General features: G+C 38.5%; 14 protein-coding genes. 5 read left to right on the top strand and 9 right to left on the bottom strand.

Annotation, left to right across the window (positions count from 1 at the left end; all coding sequences use genetic code 11):
• Nucleotides 1-52 precede the first annotated feature (52 nt).
• From JOC33_RS02930 to JOC33_RS02915, 4 genes are all read right to left on the bottom strand, one after another.
• Complete coding sequence (locus JOC33_RS02930; protein ID WP_205090784.1) at nucleotides 53-1066, bottom strand: LCP family glycopolymer transferase; 1014 nt, start codon at nucleotides 1064-1066, stop codon at nucleotides 53-55.
• Between the two features lie 26 nt (nucleotides 1067-1092).
• Entirely contained in the window at nucleotides 1093-2247 is a 1155-nt protein-coding gene (locus JOC33_RS02925; RefSeq protein ID WP_205090782.1) for a CDP-glycerol glycerophosphotransferase family protein, read from the bottom strand.
• Complete coding sequence (tagD, locus tag JOC33_RS02920; protein ID WP_205090781.1) at nucleotides 2240-2638, bottom strand: glycerol-3-phosphate cytidylyltransferase; 399 nt, start codon at nucleotides 2636-2638, stop codon at nucleotides 2240-2242. Before tagD ends, JOC33_RS02925 begins: the two co-directional genes overlap by 8 nt.
• 334 nt (nucleotides 2639-2972) lie before the next feature.
• Nucleotides 2973-4532, bottom strand: a complete 1560-nt coding sequence (locus JOC33_RS02915) for a glycosyltransferase (protein WP_205090779.1) — start codon at nucleotides 4530-4532, stop codon at nucleotides 2973-2975.
• 316 nt (nucleotides 4533-4848) lie between these two features.
• On the opposite strand from JOC33_RS02915, the gene JOC33_RS02910 reads away from it, so the two are divergent.
• The 5 genes from JOC33_RS02910 to JOC33_RS02890 all read left to right on the top strand — a co-directional run bounded on the left by JOC33_RS02910 (nucleotide 4849) and on the right by JOC33_RS02890 (nucleotide 11154).
• Nucleotides 4849-5910, top strand: a complete 1062-nt coding sequence (locus JOC33_RS02910) for an acyltransferase (protein ID WP_205090778.1) — start codon at nucleotides 4849-4851, stop codon at nucleotides 5908-5910.
• Nucleotides 5911-5990: 80 nt separating this feature from the next.
• Nucleotides 5991-8090 (top strand): CDP-glycerol glycerophosphotransferase family protein, encoded by a 2100-nt coding sequence (locus JOC33_RS02905; protein WP_205090777.1) that lies wholly within the window; start codon nucleotides 5991-5993, stop codon nucleotides 8088-8090.
• Nucleotides 8091-8229: 139 nt separating this feature from the next.
• On the top strand, nucleotides 8230-9039 hold the full coding sequence (locus JOC33_RS02900) for an ABC transporter permease (RefSeq protein ID WP_205090776.1): 810 nt from the start codon (nucleotides 8230-8232) through the stop codon (nucleotides 9037-9039).
• Nucleotides 9040-9058: 19 nt separating this feature from the next.
• Nucleotides 9059-9874, top strand: coding sequence for a teichoic acids export ABC transporter ATP-binding subunit TagH (gene tagH / locus JOC33_RS02895; protein WP_205090775.1), 816 nt, complete (start codon nucleotides 9059-9061; stop codon nucleotides 9872-9874).
• Between the two features lie 59 nt (nucleotides 9875-9933).
• Entirely contained in the window at nucleotides 9934-11154 is a 1221-nt protein-coding gene (locus JOC33_RS02890; protein ID WP_205090773.1) for an acyltransferase, read from the top strand.
• Nucleotides 11155-11856: 702 nt separating this feature from the next.
• Here JOC33_RS02890 and csaB read toward each other — a convergent pair.
• From csaB to JOC33_RS02865, 5 genes are all read right to left on the bottom strand, one after another.
• Entirely contained in the window at nucleotides 11857-12945 is a 1089-nt protein-coding gene (csaB, locus tag JOC33_RS02885) for a polysaccharide pyruvyl transferase CsaB (protein WP_338054462.1), read from the bottom strand.
• Nucleotides 12942-14831, bottom strand: coding sequence for a DUF5693 family protein (locus tag JOC33_RS02880; protein ID WP_205090772.1), 1890 nt, complete (start codon nucleotides 14829-14831; stop codon nucleotides 12942-12944). The genes csaB and JOC33_RS02880 overlap by 4 nt, the downstream gene beginning before the upstream one ends.
• A 45-nt stretch (nucleotides 14832-14876) precedes the next feature.
• Entirely contained in the window at nucleotides 14877-16433 is a 1557-nt protein-coding gene (locus tag JOC33_RS02875) for a putative polysaccharide biosynthesis protein (RefSeq protein ID WP_205090771.1), read from the bottom strand.
• Nucleotides 16430-17161, bottom strand: coding sequence for a WecB/TagA/CpsF family glycosyltransferase (locus tag JOC33_RS02870; protein ID WP_205090770.1), 732 nt, complete (start codon nucleotides 17159-17161; stop codon nucleotides 16430-16432). Before JOC33_RS02870 ends, JOC33_RS02875 begins: the two co-directional genes overlap by 4 nt.
• A gap of 109 nt (nucleotides 17162-17270) precedes the next feature.
• Nucleotides 17271-19208, bottom strand: coding sequence for an S-layer homology domain-containing protein (locus tag JOC33_RS02865; RefSeq protein WP_205090769.1), 1938 nt, complete (start codon nucleotides 19206-19208; stop codon nucleotides 17271-17273).
• Between the last annotated feature and the right edge of the window lie 270 nt (nucleotides 19209-19478).

The following is a 19478-nucleotide window of genomic DNA, read 5'->3' as shown; positions in this document are numbered from 1 at the left end:
AGCCTATTTTTTTTACGAAAAAAATGAAGTGCAGGCAGGCCCGCACTTCATTTTAATAATTGCTATCTTCATAGGAATCATTATTATAAGAAGTTTCTTTCGTAGATTCAATTTCCAAGTGACTGCGCAAGGTGTGTTGTATTTCGGCTAAAGAGGAATCGAAGATATTGTAATAGTATCTGCCGTTCAACCTGATTCCTTCACCCTCTAAAGTCAATTGTTCAATATTATCTACATTGAAGTCTTTATATTGTTTATAAAAGGCTAACATTTCCGAAATTTTCAAGTTCGTCGTTACGTTTTTTCCGACTTCCTCCGTTAATTCATCAACTTTCATAACAGAACTAGGCTTAGTCAGCTCATCAATTAAGCTTTTCAGAACTTGTTTTTGTCGATCAGCACGTCCTAAATCTCCCCGTGGATCCTGTTTGCGCATTCTTGCATAGCCGAGAGCTTCTTCTCCGTTTAAAACCATAGGTCCTTCGTAATAATGAAGTATCTCTGAGTCATCAGCGTTCTTTTCTGTAAAATCAAAAGGTACTTCAACTGGAATTCCGCCAGCAATATCCACTATATTTTCAAATCCTTCAAAGTTGATCGTGGCGTAATAATCAATCGGAATATCCAAAAATTGCTCTACTGTTTCTATAGTCATTTTAGCTCCGCCAAAAGCATAAGAATGGTTGATCTTATCTTCTGTACCTTTTCCGGCTATTGTAACTAGTGTATCCCTGGGAATGCTTACTAATTTCATTGTTTCTTTAGTCTGGTTGAAAGTAGCCACCATAATCGTGTCTGCTCTGCCGTTTGCACCACTGGTAGCATAGTCTTCGACCCCTAATAATAGGAATGAAACAGGATCATTGGATATGGAAACCGTATCCTGGCGTAACTTTGATTTCTCCCGATTCAAATCGTTGTAAGACTGGTCTGCTGCCTGGCTTGTCTGATAATAAAGATATGTGAAGCCACCGGTTATAATGAGCAGCGCTAAAACAAATACGGTAACAATTCTTCTTAATAATCTTTTACGGCGCTTTCTCTTCACCAATACTTTTCGCTTCATGCTGTTACTCCTTGTCTAAATAATACTTAATCATATAATTGCTCAATAAGCTTTTCACTGGAATTGCCATTAGAATATTGATTCCATGTACTGGCAAATTCGTGTATTTCATCCAACCTGAAGGAACGATTTTGGATGGTTTTCAAAACATCGTCAGTAGAAGTGAGAATTGGCCCGGGCAGGCTGTCAAAGTAATCCTCCCAGAAACCTCTCATCTTTGTATATTCCTTGAAGTCATATGCATAAAATATCATTGGTCGGTTTAATAATGCAAACTCATAAGGAATAGAAGAATAGTCGGTAATCAATATATCAGTTATAACTAATAATTCATTAACATCTGGGTAAGAGGTCACATCCATAATAAAATCAGGATAAGGATTATCGAAAGATTCCTGGACTGCTGGATGAAGCCGGATAAGAAAAACATAATCATCTTTTAAATGTGTGCGTAGTTTTTCCAAGTTTAAACGGATCTTCTGTTTTTTCAATTCGTTATCCCGAAAGGTCGGAGCATACAAAATGACTTTTTTGCCGCTTATTAAAGGAAACCTATGTTCAATATCCTTCTTGATTCTGCTCATTTTTTCGTTTTCGAAAAAAAAGTCCGTTCTTGGTATCCCAGTTCGCATGATTTTTTGATCGTCTATTCCGAAACTTTCCTTAAAGATAGTTGCCATCTTTTCAGAGCCTACTACCACTTGATCAAACGTTTGATAAACACTTAGGAATCTCTCTCTGGCCTTAGGAAGACGGAATTCCACCGTCGGATCTTTAAGTCCGAATTTTTTCACAGCACCGGCTGCATGCCACAGCTGAACACATGTAACTGAATCACGAAAGGTGGCGCTTGCCAGAAACCCGAAATAGTTATCTACAAAAACATGACGGGATGTAGCCAGGTGATAGATTCCGAGAATATAGGTGAATGGATGTTTCCTTATATCGAATGGGAGGACTTTGACGTATTCGTCTTCTTTGAAATTAATACGGCAGGAAGGATCCTTCAGTATCACTATTTCTCCATTGTACCGTTTTTTTAGAGCTTTTTCTACATACAAAATATTATCCCCAAAAGAAGCTACAAATACTGTTTTCTTCCTTAGGGGAAATAGTTTGAAAAGAGAGAAGCCTATTTGAAAGAAAATCAAATAGGCACTCACTAGAATTTCTCTAACCATTATTTACTTTAAGCATGTCTTTTTTGATTTTTGTAGTAGAAATGCCAACAGTACGAGGGAGATAGACCACTTCACAATGGTCTTCCAGAAAGTCGAACTTCCCTTTCCAATCATCACCCATCACGAAAACATCAACATCGTGATCAATGACATCTTGTACTTTTTGCTCCCAATCTTCCTCTGGAATGACTTCATCCACGTATTTAATTGCTTCTAGAATCATTTTTCTGTTTTCAAAACTATGATATGCCTTCTTATTTTTTATATCGTTAAATTCGTCAGTAGAAATAGCGACAATCAAGTAGTCACCTAATTCCTTGGCACGGCTAAGCAGGTTGATGTGCCCCCAGTGCAATAAATCGAAAGTTCCGTATGTGATAACTTTCTTCATTTATAATTCCTCCTAATCTATTTATCAGTATTCGCCAATTTTCTAGAATAATATTGCTCTCACACTTAGTCATTATAATACCCATTTATGTCATGAGGTTAACATAGAATTAACAATTCCTTTAAACTATCATAATATTAAACATTTATAATGATAAAGTTAATCATATTTTATTATACTTGTCCTGTATGGAGAATACAAGAACCTATGTAATGGAATAATTTCCATATAATCCCCACTTGAAATTGCTATACTTCCATCTAAAAGACTATTAATTCCATATCTATTTTCACAAAAAAAGCATTCTCTTAAAGTGAGAATGCTTTACTAAAAACTACTTTTTATTTTTCTGGGTTGCTGCGATGGACTTTATCCATCTTTCCTTGTAATTTTCTTTGCTGAATTTTTCATTTACAAATTCAGCTGCGTCTTCTCCCATCGCTTTGGTTTTTTCAGGATTTTTAAACATGTAAAGCATACTTTCAGCTAACCCTTCAATATCTTTGTCTTCGACTAGCAACCCTGTCTGATCGTGTTGGATTAACTCATTTGGTCCGTATTTAATGTTATAGCTTATAACAGGTGTCTTATTGGCCATGCTCTCTAAAATAGATAATGCGAAACCTTCTGTTTTTGAGGTCAATATGGAAAATAGTCCTTTTTGATAAATAAGGTCAGGATCATGGGTATATCCTTTCATACTTACATTATTTTCAAGCCCAAGTTCTTTAATAAGTTCTTCCAGCTTTTCGGTTTCAGTACCTGTCCCCCAAACTTCCAGTTTTGCTTCCGGCATTTGCTGTACTACCTTCTTGAAAGCTCTAATAGGATGATCAATACGCTTAAGTGTAGATAATCTGCTGATAATAACACCAAGTTTTTCGTTTTTCTTCTCTTTCTTTATCATTTCCTTCAAAAAGTTACGCTTTTTTTCTTCGTGAAAGTGTGGGACGACATGGAAGAAAGATTCTCCACCGTATCTTTGTACAAGATCGTTCTTTTGTTCTTCTGTCAAAACGAAAGCCCCATCGTAATTATCCAAGTATTTTATAGCATCTCTAACTTTGGGCACAATTTCGCCATCTTTTTGGAATGGATACTTCACATGACAGCTGTGTAGACGCCAAATTTTAGTCGCCGCTGATTTATCCAGTTTACCTAGCACAGAATCAGTGCTCCGTGTATCCGATACAACCACTGGATTTTCTGATTCTTTAAGAATTTTTTCAAGCCATGCGACTTTTAAGTCATCATCGTTGAAATAAGTTTTTTCCACTTCGCCATTATTCGGATTAAAAATGTTAATTCTTTGGATTTTTCCTTTTTCTGCATTTTCCCACTGGGATAGATAGGCATTTCCGTACGGGTCATAATGAATGATTTGTCGTGGCTTATTATATTGAAAGTCCATATAAGAGACACGACGAATGTTTCCCGCCTGATCATATTCAACTCGACTAGTTCGGTACCGGTTTTCATTAAAATAATCGATGAAGTTTAGAGTGTCGTTTTTATCAAGATCGATATACTTTATATATAGCCCGTTTTTATAAACTCGGTAACTATTATATCCGCTTCTTTTATCCAAAGCTCCTCCATCTGCTAGTTCTTTGAGTGAAGTTTTATTATGGGAGGGGATTGAATTTACAGGTTCATTGTTTCCCTCCAGTTCTTCATACATATTTCGAATGGTAACATCAGGGTGAACTTTCCCCATTTCAACTAGTTTTTTCCTTATTTTCGAATATTTCAAGTTATAATTGAACGTGACCATTTCGACATCATAACCCATTTCAGCAAAAGTAGAAGCTTGTTTTAAGGATGCTCTTGTTAACCCACCGCGTGCGAGATCAATCGAATTGATTAAGAAGTACATCGTATGTTTATCAGCCATGTGATTCACCTGCTTTTCTTAAGGATTATTATTCTGTTATTCTCTCATGCTCATCAAGGTAATGCATGGATAATGTTCGACTACTAATTTTCTTTTCCTACCGTATTTAAATATAAACAGTAAAAATATCCCTTTATCTTCAACTCTACATTATCTCTAAGGGTAACGTCCATGAATATTACAAAGAGATTAACGAATGATTGCAATTTTAATAATTCGATTAAAAGGTGGAGTTAAACCATGCGAACTAGTGAGCTTTCCTCTTATACTTGTATTTGGTGACAAAATTCGAGGAATTGCTCAGGAGTGAATGGCCATGGAAAGAAATGAAACCTTCGACACATTTAAGTTCTTGGCAATGTTTGGTGTAGTAGCTATTCATACAGGAACTTTTCAGCATACTGGGGAAGGAGAATATTTAGATTTTGTAGTGGACGCGTTTTTCCGTTTCGGAGTTGCGTATTTTTTTATGGTAGCTGGTTTCTTCCTAATGAATAAGACGAGTGAAGCGGAAAGCCCGTTAGATTACGTTAAAAAATACCTAGGTAAACTAGGAAAGATACTACTGACGTGGAGCCTTTTTTATTTCATATATGATATGATACGTCTTTATTTGCTTGCTGAAAAGAAGACCCTTGGTGCTGCATTAACGGTATGGAAGGGATATTTCTTAGAGTTCTTCCATTGGCAGACCATTCTTTACGGTGCAAGTGAAACACACTATCATTTATGGTATTTATACGCATTGATTTGGTGTGCCGCAATTCTATATATTTTCATTCGGTTTAATTTGGTTAAAGTACTGTTATTAGTAAGTTTTGTGCTAAACATGATTGGTCTTCTTGGACAATCCTACAATTTCTTTTATGAATTGAACATTCAGACAAGGGATCCTTTCTTTTTTGGTCTGTTTTACACTGCCCTAGGAGCAGTTGGTGCCAAATATAAAAATAGCTTGCAATTGAAAGCTCGTAAGATCAACACTTTTACGATGGTGCTGTTATTATTTACATTTTCAGCATTGCAGGTTGTGGAAGCATACATCAGTTATTACAACTTTGGCGGAAAGGTGGGTAACTACTTTATCATGACTATTCCGCTAGTCCTCTTCATGCTTTTACTTGCTTTAAGATTTCCGCATTTAGGGAGAGGTACATGGTTTAATAAGATAGGAAAGAATACATTAGGAATTTATGTGATTCATGCATTTTTTATCAGTCTTCTGCTTACCATCCTGACACTGGGGAAATGGGAAGAGTTGAAAGATACAGTTTGGTGGGGGCTCGGATTTACTCCTTTTATCTTTTTAATTTCTTATTATGCTTCCGTATTGCTTCAACAGGTTAAAAAAAGTCTAAAAGCAAGGAAACGGGTCTAGGTGAGGTAAATTTGAAAATAATTGAAGGAAATCTTATAATATTCGTTAGATTTTTAAAGTAGAGAAGGGAAGTATTCCTGATGGAAAATGTATCCTATAAACACGGTCACTTAATTTCCTTAGTACAACAAAGCGGGAATTACCAATTTCAAATTTCTATGAAAGAAACGTTTTTTGAAAATGTACAAACATGGTCCTTGCTTCTTAGAAATAGAAGTACGGAGGAAGAACTCCCTATCGAAACCAAAGTGGTAGAAGAAGGAGAAGAGTACAAGTTACTTGAAGGTAAACTTAATTTTAAAAACCACCAACAACTTCTCCTTGATGGTTTGTATTGGGACGTTTATCTCCATGGAGAAATTTCCGAGGAAGAATCTAAGAGAAAGCGTATTAAAGCAACAGAAGGCGGCTTGGAGTTGTCTTATCAACTTCTGGAGAGCAAAGAAAAAATATTCTACCCTTACATTACTAAAAAAGGAAATTTTTCTTTTGCTATCAAAGATTATCGCATTTTAGCCGGTATTAATCATGTGTTCCTTGACGGTGATGGCTCTTTAACGGTTGAAGGATATTTTGACTTCCCGCCTTATTCCAGGGATTCTGACTCAGTGATAGAAACAAACCTTATTATCAGAAATAATTGTGATAAAGAAGAATTACGAATTCCGTTCGAGCTCGGCTTTGACGAAGAACATAACAAGCTGGATAAGTATTTCAAAGCTTCATTTGATTTGAAGCCCCACGTGAATTTAACGGACAAAAAGTATTTCAAGTTTTATGTGGAGGCAAATGTCCAGACGGAAAACGGAAACGAGTGGATAGAAAGCGGACGTCTTAAATACCGGAATAAGGATAAGGAATTGTTACGTCAGCAGCATTCCTTCATTATCAACGATGTAAAAGTAGACATCCGTATCAAGCCGACAAAAAAATCGAAGTTCCTTTCGGTTTCATCAATGGAAAGAAACTTTAAAAAAGAACTTGTCCAAAACACGAGAAAGACGATTACCAAAGTCAGAAGAAGTAAGCGGTTATTGAAAGCCTATCAGTTTGCCTTCCGCATTTTCAGTTTTATGCCTAAGGACAAAAAACTGGTCATGTTTGAGAGCTTTCACGGTAAGCAATATAGTGATAGTCCAAGAGCCATTTATGAATATATGAAAGATCATCATCCGGAGTATAAATTAGTCTGGAGTGCTGATCGGAGGCATATTCAATTATTCCGTGAAAAAGGCTTGGATGTGATCAGAAGGTTTTCCCTGAAATGGCTGTTGACGATGCCGCGAGCAAAGTACTGGGTGACCAATGCCAGGCTGCCACTATGGCTGCATAAACCTATAGGCACCAAATACTTGCAAACATGGCATGGTACGCCATTGAAACGATTGGCAGCTGATATGGAAGAAGTTCATATGCCTGGTACAAATACGGAAAAGTATAAGGAAAACTTTACGAGGGAATCGAGTAAGTGGGATTATTTGGTGGCTCCTAATGAATATTCCGCGAAGATATTTGAGCGAGCCTTCCGATTCGATAAAGAGATGATCGAATCAGGCTATCCGCGCAATGATTTCCTTTATAGCCATAATAACAAGGAAGATATTGATAAGATAAAGGAAAAGTTAAATATCCCATTAGATAAAAAAGTTATCATGTATGCCCCAACCTGGAGAGATAACCAGTTCTATCAGAAAGGCCGATATCGCTTCAATTTAAGCCTTGATCTGGACAGGCTGCGAGAGGAACTTGGTGAGGAATATGTGGTCGTTCTGCGGATGCACTATCTCATTGCAGAAAATTTTGATTTATCCCCTTATCAGGGCTTTGCTTACGATATGTCCACTTATGAAGATATCAGAGAGCTTTACTTAATTTCAGACATATTGATTACGGATTATTCGTCTGTATTTTTTGATTATGCCAATTTGAGAAGACCAATGATTTTTTACGTGTATGATCTTGACGAATACCGTGATAAGCTTCGTGGTTTCTATTTTGATTTTGAGAAAAAAGCTCCTGGCCCACTGACTAAGACCACGGGGGAAGTGATCAGCGAAATCAAGAAACTGGATAAGAATGGTTTCGTGCTGCCAGATGACTTTGAGGAATTCCATGAAAGGTTTTGTTCATGGGAATGCGGGGAATCTACGGAACGTGTAGTTAACCAGGTTTTCAAATAACAGCTAAAGACTCTGCCGGTACTCCACATGAATGTGCCGGCCGTCTTTTTTTTGTAAAGAAAGTGTCATTGAGTTTTTTGAAGGTTATTAGTATAATTTGATGAGTTATGACGAACAGTCAATCAAGGAAGGACCTGCTATGAAAGCTGCATTTATCGTTTTAAAAGAACAAATCAAATATTTTTACCTTGTAAGAAGACTATCATGGTATGAAATGAAAAGCTCTAACATGAACACCTACCTGGGTGTTTTTTGGGAACTATTGAACCCGGCGATCCAAATTGCGATATACTGGTTTGTCTTCGGATTCGGTATCAGAGGACGGGATGGGATTGACGGAGTTCCGTTCTTTCAGTGGATGCTCGCTGGTATTGTCGTATGGTTTTTGATCAACCAGGGGATATTACAGGCATCTAAATCGATATACACAAAGATTAGAATGCTTTCTAAGATGAATTTTCCAATGAGTGTCATTCCTAATTACGTGATTTTTTCTAAATTTTATCCGCATTTGATGCTATTGGGACTTGTGATTGTATTGTTGCAGTTCTTGGGCTATCCCATTAATATTTACTATATTCAGCTGCCATTATATACTATAGCTGTCTTATCTTTATTATTTGCGATATCATTGATTACTTCCACATTGTCAACTATCATCCGTGACGTCCAGATGCTGCTTCAGGCAGTCCTGAGAATGTTACTTTACCTGTCACCTATTTTGTGGAATGTAGATTCATTAGATCAAGAATGGTTGAAAATCATCATGAAAATCAACCCTTTCTACTATATCGTCGAGGGTTATCGACACTCGTTGATTGGCCAAGGCTGGTACTTTATCGAAGAATGGCAATATACTTTATATTTTATAGGTGTAGTTGCTTTACTATTCCTGGTCGGTTCCATGCTGCATGTCAGGTTCCGAAGACATTTCATTGACTTTCTATAATTAAATGGATGTGATCATCATGACTAAATCAGTCATCGTAAGAAACGTAACGAAAAAATATAAGCTGTTCGACAATCAGAAAGAACGTATGCTTGATTTAATTGTTCCCCGCAAATCTTATGGGGAAGACTTCTATGCATTACAGAATGTCAGTTTCGACGTGGATGAAGGGGACATTGTCGGTTTCGTAGGTGTCAATGGCTCAGGTAAATCCACGCTCTCTAATATAATTGCGGGCATTGTACCTGAAACTTCAGGTTCAGTCGAGGTGAAAGGACAAGCAGCCTTGATTGCTGTTAATGCAGGGCTTGATAACAAGCTTACCGGGCGTGAGAATATTGAACTGAAACTACTAATGCTTGGATTCAGCAGAAAAGAAATTGAAGCACTTCAGGACGATATCATTGAATTCGCTGAAATAGACAAGTTCATTGACCAGCCGGTAAAATCATATTCAAGCGGGATGAAATCAAGGCTCGGTTTTGCTATTTCTGTAACGGTGGACCCTGATATCCTGCTGATTGACGAAGCATTATCCGTTGGTGATAAAGCATTCGCAGAAAAAAGCCTTTCCAAAATGCATGAGTTCAAAGAAAGCGGCAAAACAATGTTCTTTGTCAGTCACTCGATTGGGCAGATGAAAAAGTTTTGTGAAAAAGTGCTCTGGCTGGAATATGGCGGAGTGAAAGAATTTGGACCTGCTGAGGAAGTTCTGCCTAAGTATGAGGAATTCTTAAATAAATTCAAAAAAATGTCAAAAGCAGAAAAGAAAAAATATAAAGAAGAAGCTATTAAGAAGCTGAACACGTCTCCAGAAGGAATTGCTTCTACATGATTTTCACATACGCCCCTGCATAGTAATGGAGGGGCTGCTTTACTTGGATGAAAGGGTAAATGGGGAAAATCCAAGTATTGCAGGTGATGAAATTGAATCATGTAACAAGTAAGAATGGGTTGGACGAAATTCAATTAGCCAGGGCTTTTGCCATCTTAGCTGTGTTGGTTGTACATTCCTCTTCCAGTGGAGTGACACAGGTACCAACTGATTCTTTGCTTTACCCGATCTATAATTTTCTGAATATCGCTGGGAAATTGGGGACACCGACATTCATTATGCTCAGCAGCTTCGTATTGTTCTATAATTACTATCCTAGAAAAACGGATTTTCAATTAATCAAACGATTTTATCAAAAACGCCTGAAGTTTATTATTGTACCGTACATTTTATTTTCCCTGTTGTATTTTTTGATAAAATGGTATGTCTATTATGATTACGGAAGCATCACTGACGCTGCAAGCAGATTTTTATACTTATTAGCTTTAGGTAAAAACCACCCACATCTATATTTTGTATTTATCAGTGTCCAGCTGTATTTACTTTTCCCGCTGCTATTGATCTTGTTTAAGAAATTAACGTTTTTACGCTACCATGCGATCTGGATTGGGATAACTTTGCAATGGGTCTGGGTGATTTTAAATAAAAATTACTTTCATATTACCTTGAAGGGTTCTATTTCGTTATCGTATTTATCCTTTTATTTTATCGGGGCGTATCTTGGGATTTTTTACTTTGATATCAAAAACAAGATGCAGCAGCCCGAGTATAAGGACAAAGTGTTGATTCCGGTTTTCATAGGCTACGGGGCAATAGTGATGCTCTACACAGGTTATATGTATTTGGTCAGAGTAGGGGGTTATAAGGCAATAGCCGATTCACTCCCTCAGTTTGTTACGAGCTATATCAGTGAGTTTACCTGGGCAACACATGCCTTATTAGCTGGTTTGGTGCTGTTTTACCTGGCGCATAGAGCGAATAAGAAGTTCAGTTCCAGATCAAAGATGATATTTATGGAAATTGGAGCAACCTCGTTTGGAATATATCTGATTCATCCCCTATATTTGATGGGAGCAAGAGCGTTATTCCCCGGGGGCAGTCCGCTTGAATATCATAGCTGGCAGGTCATCACATTCTTATTAATCAGTTCAGCCAGCTGGGCTGTTGTGAGGCTCACTTTTCACTTCGTTCCGAAATATTGGATTATTTTCGGGAAACTGGCGGAACAGCAAAAGCTGCCGAAGAATAATAAAAGAACACAGTATAAGCGTTCAAGTTGACTTTTAGTCGTAATGGTCCTAGGAACGATTTGAGGCTGATTTCATGAAGATATCGTATTACAGTTTTGTTGGATTGTGGCTGATCACTTTTTCATACGCCATATACAAATTTGTATTAGGTGCAGGTTATTGGGGAAATCCACTAAAATATTCTTTTTTATTTTTTGCGGTGGCGATAATAGTCAATAATGGGCTTAATAAAGTACTGACCATAATTATAGCAACCTATCTCTTCTTTGGATTGTCAATCATTTATAATATGATTCGAAGTTTCCCAGCTCCTCCAAATTAGAAAATTTTCACGCACAAAAAGCTCGGGTTCGTGCGAAGCCACTGAATAACTACCAAGCTTAGAAAAGGGCTGTCCCAAAAGGCTTCTTAGAAACAAAAAACCACGAAGAAGGTGACTTTTCTTCGTGGTTTTTTCGTATATAAAAAGAAGATTTTTGCATTGTTCGATTGTCAATTTGATCAGGGAAACGATGACACTCCTACAGGAGAGGGAGACTTGTCGTCTTCCCCGTGGACAGAGAATCGTTTCCCAGCCACACTTTTCCGGTATCAACAATACAGAAAAGGCTGCCCCAATTATTCTATTAAAGACTCATGGGACAGCACTTTTCTTTAGTAGTGAATCTATGAGCGAGAGGCTGTACCCCTGCGGCAAGCAAATTCGTGAGAATCAACAAATTTCTGATAGTGTTATAGATTTGACTGAGAAAATAGATTGACCGCCAATTGAGGAGTAGAAAAAGCTTCTTTTTGAAGTACTTCTGCCTTACCCCTGATGAGGTCAGTATGGTTTGCCTCGTTTGCCATTATGTTTTCTACCTGTGTAATGATTGCCTGGCTGTCCCAATTTTCTTCTCCGACGTGTCCAGCAACCGGCTGTTCGCAAATAGAAGAGAAGGAATCAATTTTAGGATCATAAGAAATAGCTACAAACGGCGTATGATTAATAGCAGAAAAGATCAATGAATGAAGCCTCATTCCAATCAAGAGACGAGACTGTCCGATCAATGAAATTTTTTCCTGAATAGAGGCATCCCCTGGAGCAACATAACTGGCTTCACGCATCATACCTACAATATCATAGGAAGCTATCTCATCAAGCTTTCCATGCATTGGGACAAATACAATGGTATTTCCTTGCTGAACGAGGTGATCCAATGCATTTGCAATTCGCACTTTGTAATCTACGGTTGTGGACCAATCCCTGATACTCACGGCAATATAGGAAGAAGGGACATCATTTTTCTTAAGCCATTCATTGGTAAATGATTGTGCATCAATGCTCATTACTGGATCTGGCACCACTTGAGAGCTCTTTGTTACACCGATCTTTTCAAGGAGTGCTTTCGAATCTTCATCACGCACAGTAATCAGGTCCACCTTGTTTAAGGTTTTCTTGACCATCCATTTACTGAGGCCTTGTTTTATTGGTCCCATTCCTTGCGCATATACGAATACTGGTTTATTTAGCCACTGTCCAATTTTCATGATTCCGGCATAATAAGGAATGGATTTCATGCCTGTCTCATCCTGAAGCAGGCTGCCACCTCCGCTAATCAGACCATCTGAACTTTTTATCGCGGAAATGACATCTTTGATTTTCCAACGGTTTACTGCATCAGTTCCATAGGTAGCCTTGGTTGTCTCTGGGTTGTTCGATAGGACTGTAAGCTTAATATCTGGATTAATACCTTTCAGTGCCTGAACGATAGAAAATAAAATCGCTTCATCTCCCACATTATCGAAACCATAATATCCGGATAATACAATATGCATCATGACCACCTCGTTCTAAGCACTTTGGAAAGATAACGGAATATGAATCTAAAACAGTAAATGGCAATAATGCCGATGACATAGCCAAATGCCAGGCTGTAAGCTGTACGCAGAAGAGAAATATACAAAGGTATATGAAAGTGGGTGAACGTGTTCATCATGGACAAGAATCCGATAACACCAGGAACAAGAAGGAATACCCCCCATTTTTTGTTTATCCCCATGACATATAACGCCAGCAGATAAAAAGGGAAACCAATAAGAAATTCTTTTGTTCGTGGTCTTACGAATAATAATTCTTCCAGTTTTTGTCGCACCCATAGTTCAAATGCCAATACCGATCCAGCATTGCCAGTCCGTGAAATATAATAATAACAAACAAAGGCAATTAGACCGATAATAAAAAGATGGCCATAGGTTATTTGTCTATTCCATATATTCATAAATGTTTTTTCTTTGTAAAGGGAGAGGATTTTATCCCATACCGCATAAATGACAAAGAATAAAATTGGGACGATATATACTAGCTTCACACCACGAAACAGCTCGAATCCCGTAACATAAGGAACACCGTTTAACAGGCCGGTGACTATTACGATTCCGGCAAAGCTGATGCCTATTGCTTTCGAATATTGTACAGTGATCCTTCCAGTTTTTGTCGAGCCTTCAGCTGTAGCTGCAACTGCATAAATAGGTGTGATGACAGCTACAATCAGAGCGAATCCTTTGATTAACATGATCGACCCTAATAAAAGATAAGCGATGGATAGCAGCCCCATGAAAATTAGAGCAGCAACTCCAAGCTTGTTGTGGAGAATGTCACTTGCTGCCAGGAAGGACAATAATGTGCCTGCAATCAAGAGAGAAACAGTCATCCACCAAGGTGTATTGATTTTGTTATAAGATTCGGGGGCGCCCGTCTCAAAATAGTCAGGCATTTTATTGATGGCAGTTTCCATGTATTGAGACGCATTTTTCAATGTTTCTGAAGGTTCATCATTTTTCAGATGAAAGAATATCGCTCTAATATTTCTTTCCTTAACGGCACGTACTGTTGTATCTACACTATCTTCCATCGTGCGTGTCCCTAAGCTTAGACTGTGGAGGCGTATCACATCGTAATCAGACTGTCTGACTACGGTTTGCAGTCCATGCTGGTTGGCCATTTCAATCATATAATAGCCAATACCTGCCTTATTAAGCTGTTCGCCCCATTTTTTAATTTTAGAAACGTCAGGATAACCGACTACTTCTACACCTGAAAATAACACCCGGCTGAATGCAGCATTTTTCAGCTCAACAGTTTCTTCGACAGCTTGCGCATTCAACGCTGGATCTTCATGATTTTCTAACCGCAATATGTAATTCAGGCCGTTTTCTTTTATTTTGTCGATAGCCTTCTGGTTATATCCAAGGGGGTATTGGGGCAATTCACCCTTTTTATCAGAAATGAAATAAAGCTCTTGACCATTGATCGTAACTTCTTTCGGATTAAACGTTTCGTTGATTTTATCTACATAGTATTCTTTTTCAGGTACAGTGATATAAAACCCTTGTTCTTTTTGTTTGTAATCTCCTTTAACCCCAAGTAACTCCAGTTTTTCCTCCAGTTCTTTCTGTCCATACATCGTTAATATGTCCTGTCTTGCCCACGAGGATAAGGTGGATGGGGCAAGACTCACGGTAGTTAGTCCGGATTCTTCTAATGTTGAAAGGGCATGATCCAAACTCATATTGTTATCAACTGTCAGGTCATGTATATCTTGATAAGGAACAATGAATTCAAAAGTGTCGTTTTCCGTTTCCGAGTTCCATCTTTCATATAAACCAGGTAACGATACAAGAAGTAGCAGTATGATCAAAGACCATAGCCAAAGCTGTTTTTTCAATACGATTTCAGTCCTTTCCCTTGGGTCTTTTCTAGATAGTATGCCTCATCCCAGGAATTTACCGACGATGGGAAGGTTTTTAATGGTACGTTTATCAATGATCTTCCACAAATATAACTGTAAAAAGTATAAGCACCCGCCAATCAAAGCAGCTACAGCCACATATGAGAAAGCTTCTATTCTTGTCCAGGATGCGATATCAAACGTTAATGTTGGAAGCCCTACACACAATCCCATAAGGATAGAAGATACAATAATTACGGATGTTTCCTTTTTAGACACTCGGTGTTCCATCTTAGTAAAAATAAAATAACTATTTATTACATAAAGAATAAAATACACAAATAGTGTCGACAAAGCGGCTCCTGTTAAACCAAATAATTGAATCAGGGAGATATTCACAAAGGTTTTTAAAACCACTCCCCCTATGATAATCAATGCTGCTTGAAGAGCAAGGTTCATTCCCTGCAAAATACCTGTACCGAGCACCGTCAAAGAAGTGAACACAGAACTGAATCCGATAATTGCCAGCACAAGGCTTCCCTCCAGGTCAGTAAACAAGGCCAGATTGATCGGCAGGGTCAATGCCAAAAGTCCGAATGCAGCCGGCCAGGAAAGGATGTGGGTAATTCGGTGTGTCTTTTCTATCAATTCCCGGGTCTTCGTGTAATCTCTTTCCGCCAGCTTTGTTGTAATCAGCGGGATCAGCGGAAGAACGACGGAAGTTGCGAATACCGTAGCAATTTGTACTAAAGAAAGTCCACGTCCATAGATACCATAATAATAATTGATTTCATTCGTTGCTTTCCCTGCAGCCTTCAGTCCATAGGGAATAGTGAAAGAGTCTACGAAATTTAGTAAGGCCATTGTAATGGTGCCGACAGCAATGGGAATGGAAACCTTAAGAATCGTTCTGCTCCAGTAGGAGAACTGCTCTGTTGAGTATTTCTCGCCGGAAGTGATTTTCAAGTCTGAACGAATGTATTTGACTCTTAAATAAAGGAGTGAAATCAATGCCCCAATAACAGACCCAGCCATTATTCCACCAGCGACAACCCGATCGGAGTATCCCTCACTGACCAGGTAGTATGCCAGTACCAGAATGATTCCTACTCTGAATAATTGCTCGAGTACCTGAGAAACAGCTGTCGGGTTCATATTATCAAAACCTTGGAAAAAGCCGCGATAAACGGCCATATAAGGTGCAACTAATAATGTCACTCCTACAACAATAAGAGCCAAGCGTGTGCTTTGGCTTCCCAATGCTGCAGCTATGAAAGGTGAAAAACTGTAAATGAGTGAAAAGCTTAATAATCCAAATAACACAGCAAGGATACTTGCAGTTACGTAAATTTGTTTAATATCAGTCTGTCTGCTTTTCGCTCTTGCTTCTGCAATCAGTTTTGAAATAGCAATTGGTATACCAGCGACAGATAGAATCAGTGCAACCATATAGACAGGGTAGACAAGACTGAAGATACCCAGAATTTCATCTCCGGCAATGTTCTGAAGCGGAATTCGAAATACACTTCCTAAGAATTTGGAAACTAATGTTGCTATCGATAAAATGACAGTGCTTTTAAAGAAAGTTGAACGGCTCATGTTGAATTTCTGGCTTTCAGTTTAAGTATTTGCCATGCAAAGCGCGGCAAAGCAAGCATCCTTCTCCATCTGCTGGGCTGCTTCAAAAGCCGGTATAACCATTCGAGGTTAAGCTTCTGCCAGAAAAGTGGAGCACGTTGTACGGTACCTGCAATTACATCGAAGCTGCCGCCGACGCCAATGAATATTCCACTATTACAATAAGAGATATTCTCAGAGATCCATTTTTCCTGTCTTGGTACTCCTAGAGCTACAAAAGTGATATCCGGCTTGGCTTTCTTGATACGTTCAGCAATATCATTATCATCCCAATTAAAATAACCATCCTGGGTGCCGACGATTTCAACATCAGGGTAATCTTTCTCAATTGTTGCTTTTGCTTTTTGTAAGGTTTCGGGTTTAGCACCTAATAAAAAAACTCGATACTTTTTTTTATTAGCCAGCTGTAACAGGCTGATCATCGTATCATATCCTGTCACCCGTCCAGGAAGCGGCTTGTTCAGCAGCTGGGCTGCTTTTACGATACCAATACCATCAGCTGTTACATAAGTTGCTTGCCTGATAAGTTCCATGAATTTCATATCTTCTCTAGCTTTCATTACAATTTCAGGATTTGCTGTGATGACGAAAGCTTTTTTTTGCTGTCGAATGTCATCATCTAGCGTGGATACAAAAGAGGACAAATCCGTATGTAAAAAGGGCACTCCCATAATTTCGACAAATTTCATACCAAGAATACTCCTTCAATTTAATTCATTAATACTTTAAATAATATAACATAAAAGGGAAGTAACAAATAGTTGTCACTTCCCAAATTTAAACTCACTTTACAAAATTTTATTCTACTACTGGCAATAATTTCAAACTGGTACCGTAGTTTTTATAGCCATGGCTATAAACATACATTTCAGAATAACTGTTGCCTAGCACATTCTTCGGTATGACATTATACCACGTACCATTGGCGTGTACACTTCTTAGTATTTCAAAAGTAGTGCCTGATTCTTCGATCTGGTATAACTGATTGTCGCCAACTTTCGGCTCTGAACGGACATTCACTGAATCTGCAATGGTCATGGCAAGGTCGTTTTTACCCAGTTCAGGCTTCGTACCATACTTGTTACTTAGATATTTGTCCATACGATACATATAACCGGCAATTTTTTGCCCCCAGTAAGGATCGGAAGCATATCTTACGTTCATGCCAGTGTTTTTATTGCCTAGGTGATCCCCTTCATAACGCCAGTCACTTATCTTGAAATAACCTGGAATGATGAAGTCACTGGCCGCCTCAAGGATTCCTTCCTCAAAGCTTTCATACGTATAAGCACCTTCATAAGGGTTACTGTCAACTGCACCGATACCAAACAGGTTGTTTTTATCCTGGGCAATTGCGCTTTTTCCCCAATTGCTTTCGTGGATAGCGTGAGCAAGAAGATACATGGCATTTGTGCCATACATTAGCTCAGCTTTTTTAAAGTCATCGCCAGTCCCAATCAAAGGACTGTCAGGTTTGGCATAGCGGATATATTCATCCAGTTGCTCTGCTGTATACTTTGTATCCGTATAGAGTGGCATTTTATTGAAGAACTGGTTAGCAACACCGACTTTTGTTCCCCTGGTATTGTGGAAAGTGTGCCCGTTCCAGCTATAGTATTTCGTACCTTCTGCCATGAATGACGGAGCCTTCCCGTATACATAGCTTGCCCAACTTTCCCTGATCGGGTTATAGATGAAGTGAACAAGGTCCCCGTTTTTATTCTGATAGTATGAACGATCCGTTACCAGGTGACTGGAGTTCAAGTTGACGGTATCAGGTTTGACATAGCCTGTAACGTCAGCCGTTTGCACTTTTACCCAATCTTCGGTCGAATCGATAAATTCCATTTCGACACCAGAAGTTACATAGGTATGGTGGGAAGTGAAATCTGGATTTTCATAAATGACGGTATATTTGTTAGAAACAGCGATACCTTCATCAATCCAAAGGACATTATTCCCTTTCATGACAACCTGGCTAGCTTTGGCGGCGCTCTTCGCTTCCTGGAAGGTTTCATACTCTCCGCGAACCACAGGCTCTTCATTTGTGGATAAGTTGACCACCTTGTAATCCAGTGGAACAGGTGGGTGGATGATGTCTAGCATTCTACCAATGACACCAGCAGTTTGTGCTCGAGTTGTTTTATCCAACGGGGCGAAGAAACTATGGCCTTCTTTATCAACCTTACCGTTGATAATTTCTAAATAAATAAGACGTTGTACAGCTTCCCGATATATCGGATGGATTTCATCGGCATCTTGGAAGTCTAGTGGGGCTTTTTCAGAAATGACCCCTTTTGATTCGACAGCCCTTAACATCATGACAGCCATTTCCTGGCGGGAAATCTTTTTACCAGGTTTAAAGGTTCCATCAGGATAGCCGTTAACAATATCCTGGGTGCTTGCCGCAGTGATGGCAGGGTAGTACCAGGCGCCAGGATCGATGTCGCTGTAATTAGTAGTTTCTGAAAGTTCAGCTACGGAGTAACCTGAAGTAGCAAGTGTTTCAATTTCAAGTGCTCTGACAAGGAAAGCAGTAAATTCTGCACGTGTAACATCCCGGTTAGGGCGATATGTACCATCATTATAACCAGTCATTATTCCTTTTTCGATCAGTTCTCTCATTTCTTCTTCAAAAAAGTGACCGGTTATGTCATCGGCTGCGTTGACTGGTCCTGTTTTGAAAAAAGAAAATGCAACAATGAAAATCAACATTGCTAATAGAATTCTTTTCATATTATGTCTATTCCTCCCAATTGTGTTTATATTCTCTATTAATTTATCAAAATTCGACAAAAAATAATAGTACTTTTTTCTCCCATGCACAAAATTTGCTATTATAGTACGCCTTGATATTACAAAGTTAGACAAAAAGACCTGATTCTAAAAAAGAAAGTATCGAAGGGTGTCGAAATACCTAATTTCAATTGATAGTTTTGAAAAATAAGCATATAATTAACTCTAGTAAAATATGGAAGGAGGATAGCAGGAGTGACCAATAAACTG

Source organism: Thalassobacillus pellis, from assembly GCF_016908295.1.
Taxonomy (GTDB): domain Bacteria; phylum Bacillota; class Bacilli; order Bacillales; family Halobacillaceae; genus Thalassobacillus; species Thalassobacillus pellis.
This window is presented reverse-complemented; position numbering and strand designations above follow the sequence as displayed.

Coding starts and splice junctions, on each gene's coding strand:
- JOC33_RS02930 (WP_205090784.1), bottom strand. CDS start 1,066: ATGAAGCGAAAAGTATTGGTGAAGAGAAAGCGCCGTAAAAGATTATTA.
- JOC33_RS02925 (WP_205090782.1), bottom strand. CDS start 2,247: ATGGTTAGAGAAATTCTAGTGAGTGCCTATTTGATTTTCTTTCAAATA.
- tagD (WP_205090781.1), bottom strand. CDS start 2,638: ATGAAGAAAGTTATCACATACGGAACTTTCGATTTATTGCACTGGGGG.
- JOC33_RS02915 (WP_205090779.1), bottom strand. CDS start 4,532: ATGGCTGATAAACATACGATGTACTTCTTAATCAATTCGATTGATCTC.
- JOC33_RS02910 (WP_205090778.1), top strand. CDS start 4,849: ATGGAAAGAAATGAAACCTTCGACACATTTAAGTTCTTGGCAATGTTT.
- JOC33_RS02905 (WP_205090777.1), top strand. CDS start 5,991: ATGGAAAATGTATCCTATAAACACGGTCACTTAATTTCCTTAGTACAA.
- JOC33_RS02900 (WP_205090776.1), top strand. CDS start 8,230: ATGAAAGCTGCATTTATCGTTTTAAAAGAACAAATCAAATATTTTTAC.
- tagH (WP_205090775.1), top strand. CDS start 9,059: ATGACTAAATCAGTCATCGTAAGAAACGTAACGAAAAAATATAAGCTG.
- JOC33_RS02890 (WP_205090773.1), top strand. CDS start 9,934: ATGGGGAAAATCCAAGTATTGCAGGTGATGAAATTGAATCATGTAACA.
- csaB (WP_338054462.1), bottom strand. CDS start 12,945: ATGATGCATATTGTATTATCCGGATATTATGGTTTCGATAATGTGGGA.
- JOC33_RS02875 (WP_205090771.1), bottom strand. CDS start 16,433: ATGAGCCGTTCAACTTTCTTTAAAAGCACTGTCATTTTATCGATAGCA.
- JOC33_RS02870 (WP_205090770.1), bottom strand. CDS start 17,161: ATGAAATTTGTCGAAATTATGGGAGTGCCCTTTTTACATACGGATTTG.
- JOC33_RS02865 (WP_205090769.1), bottom strand. CDS start 19,208: ATGAAAAGAATTCTATTAGCAATGTTGATTTTCATTGTTGCATTTTCT.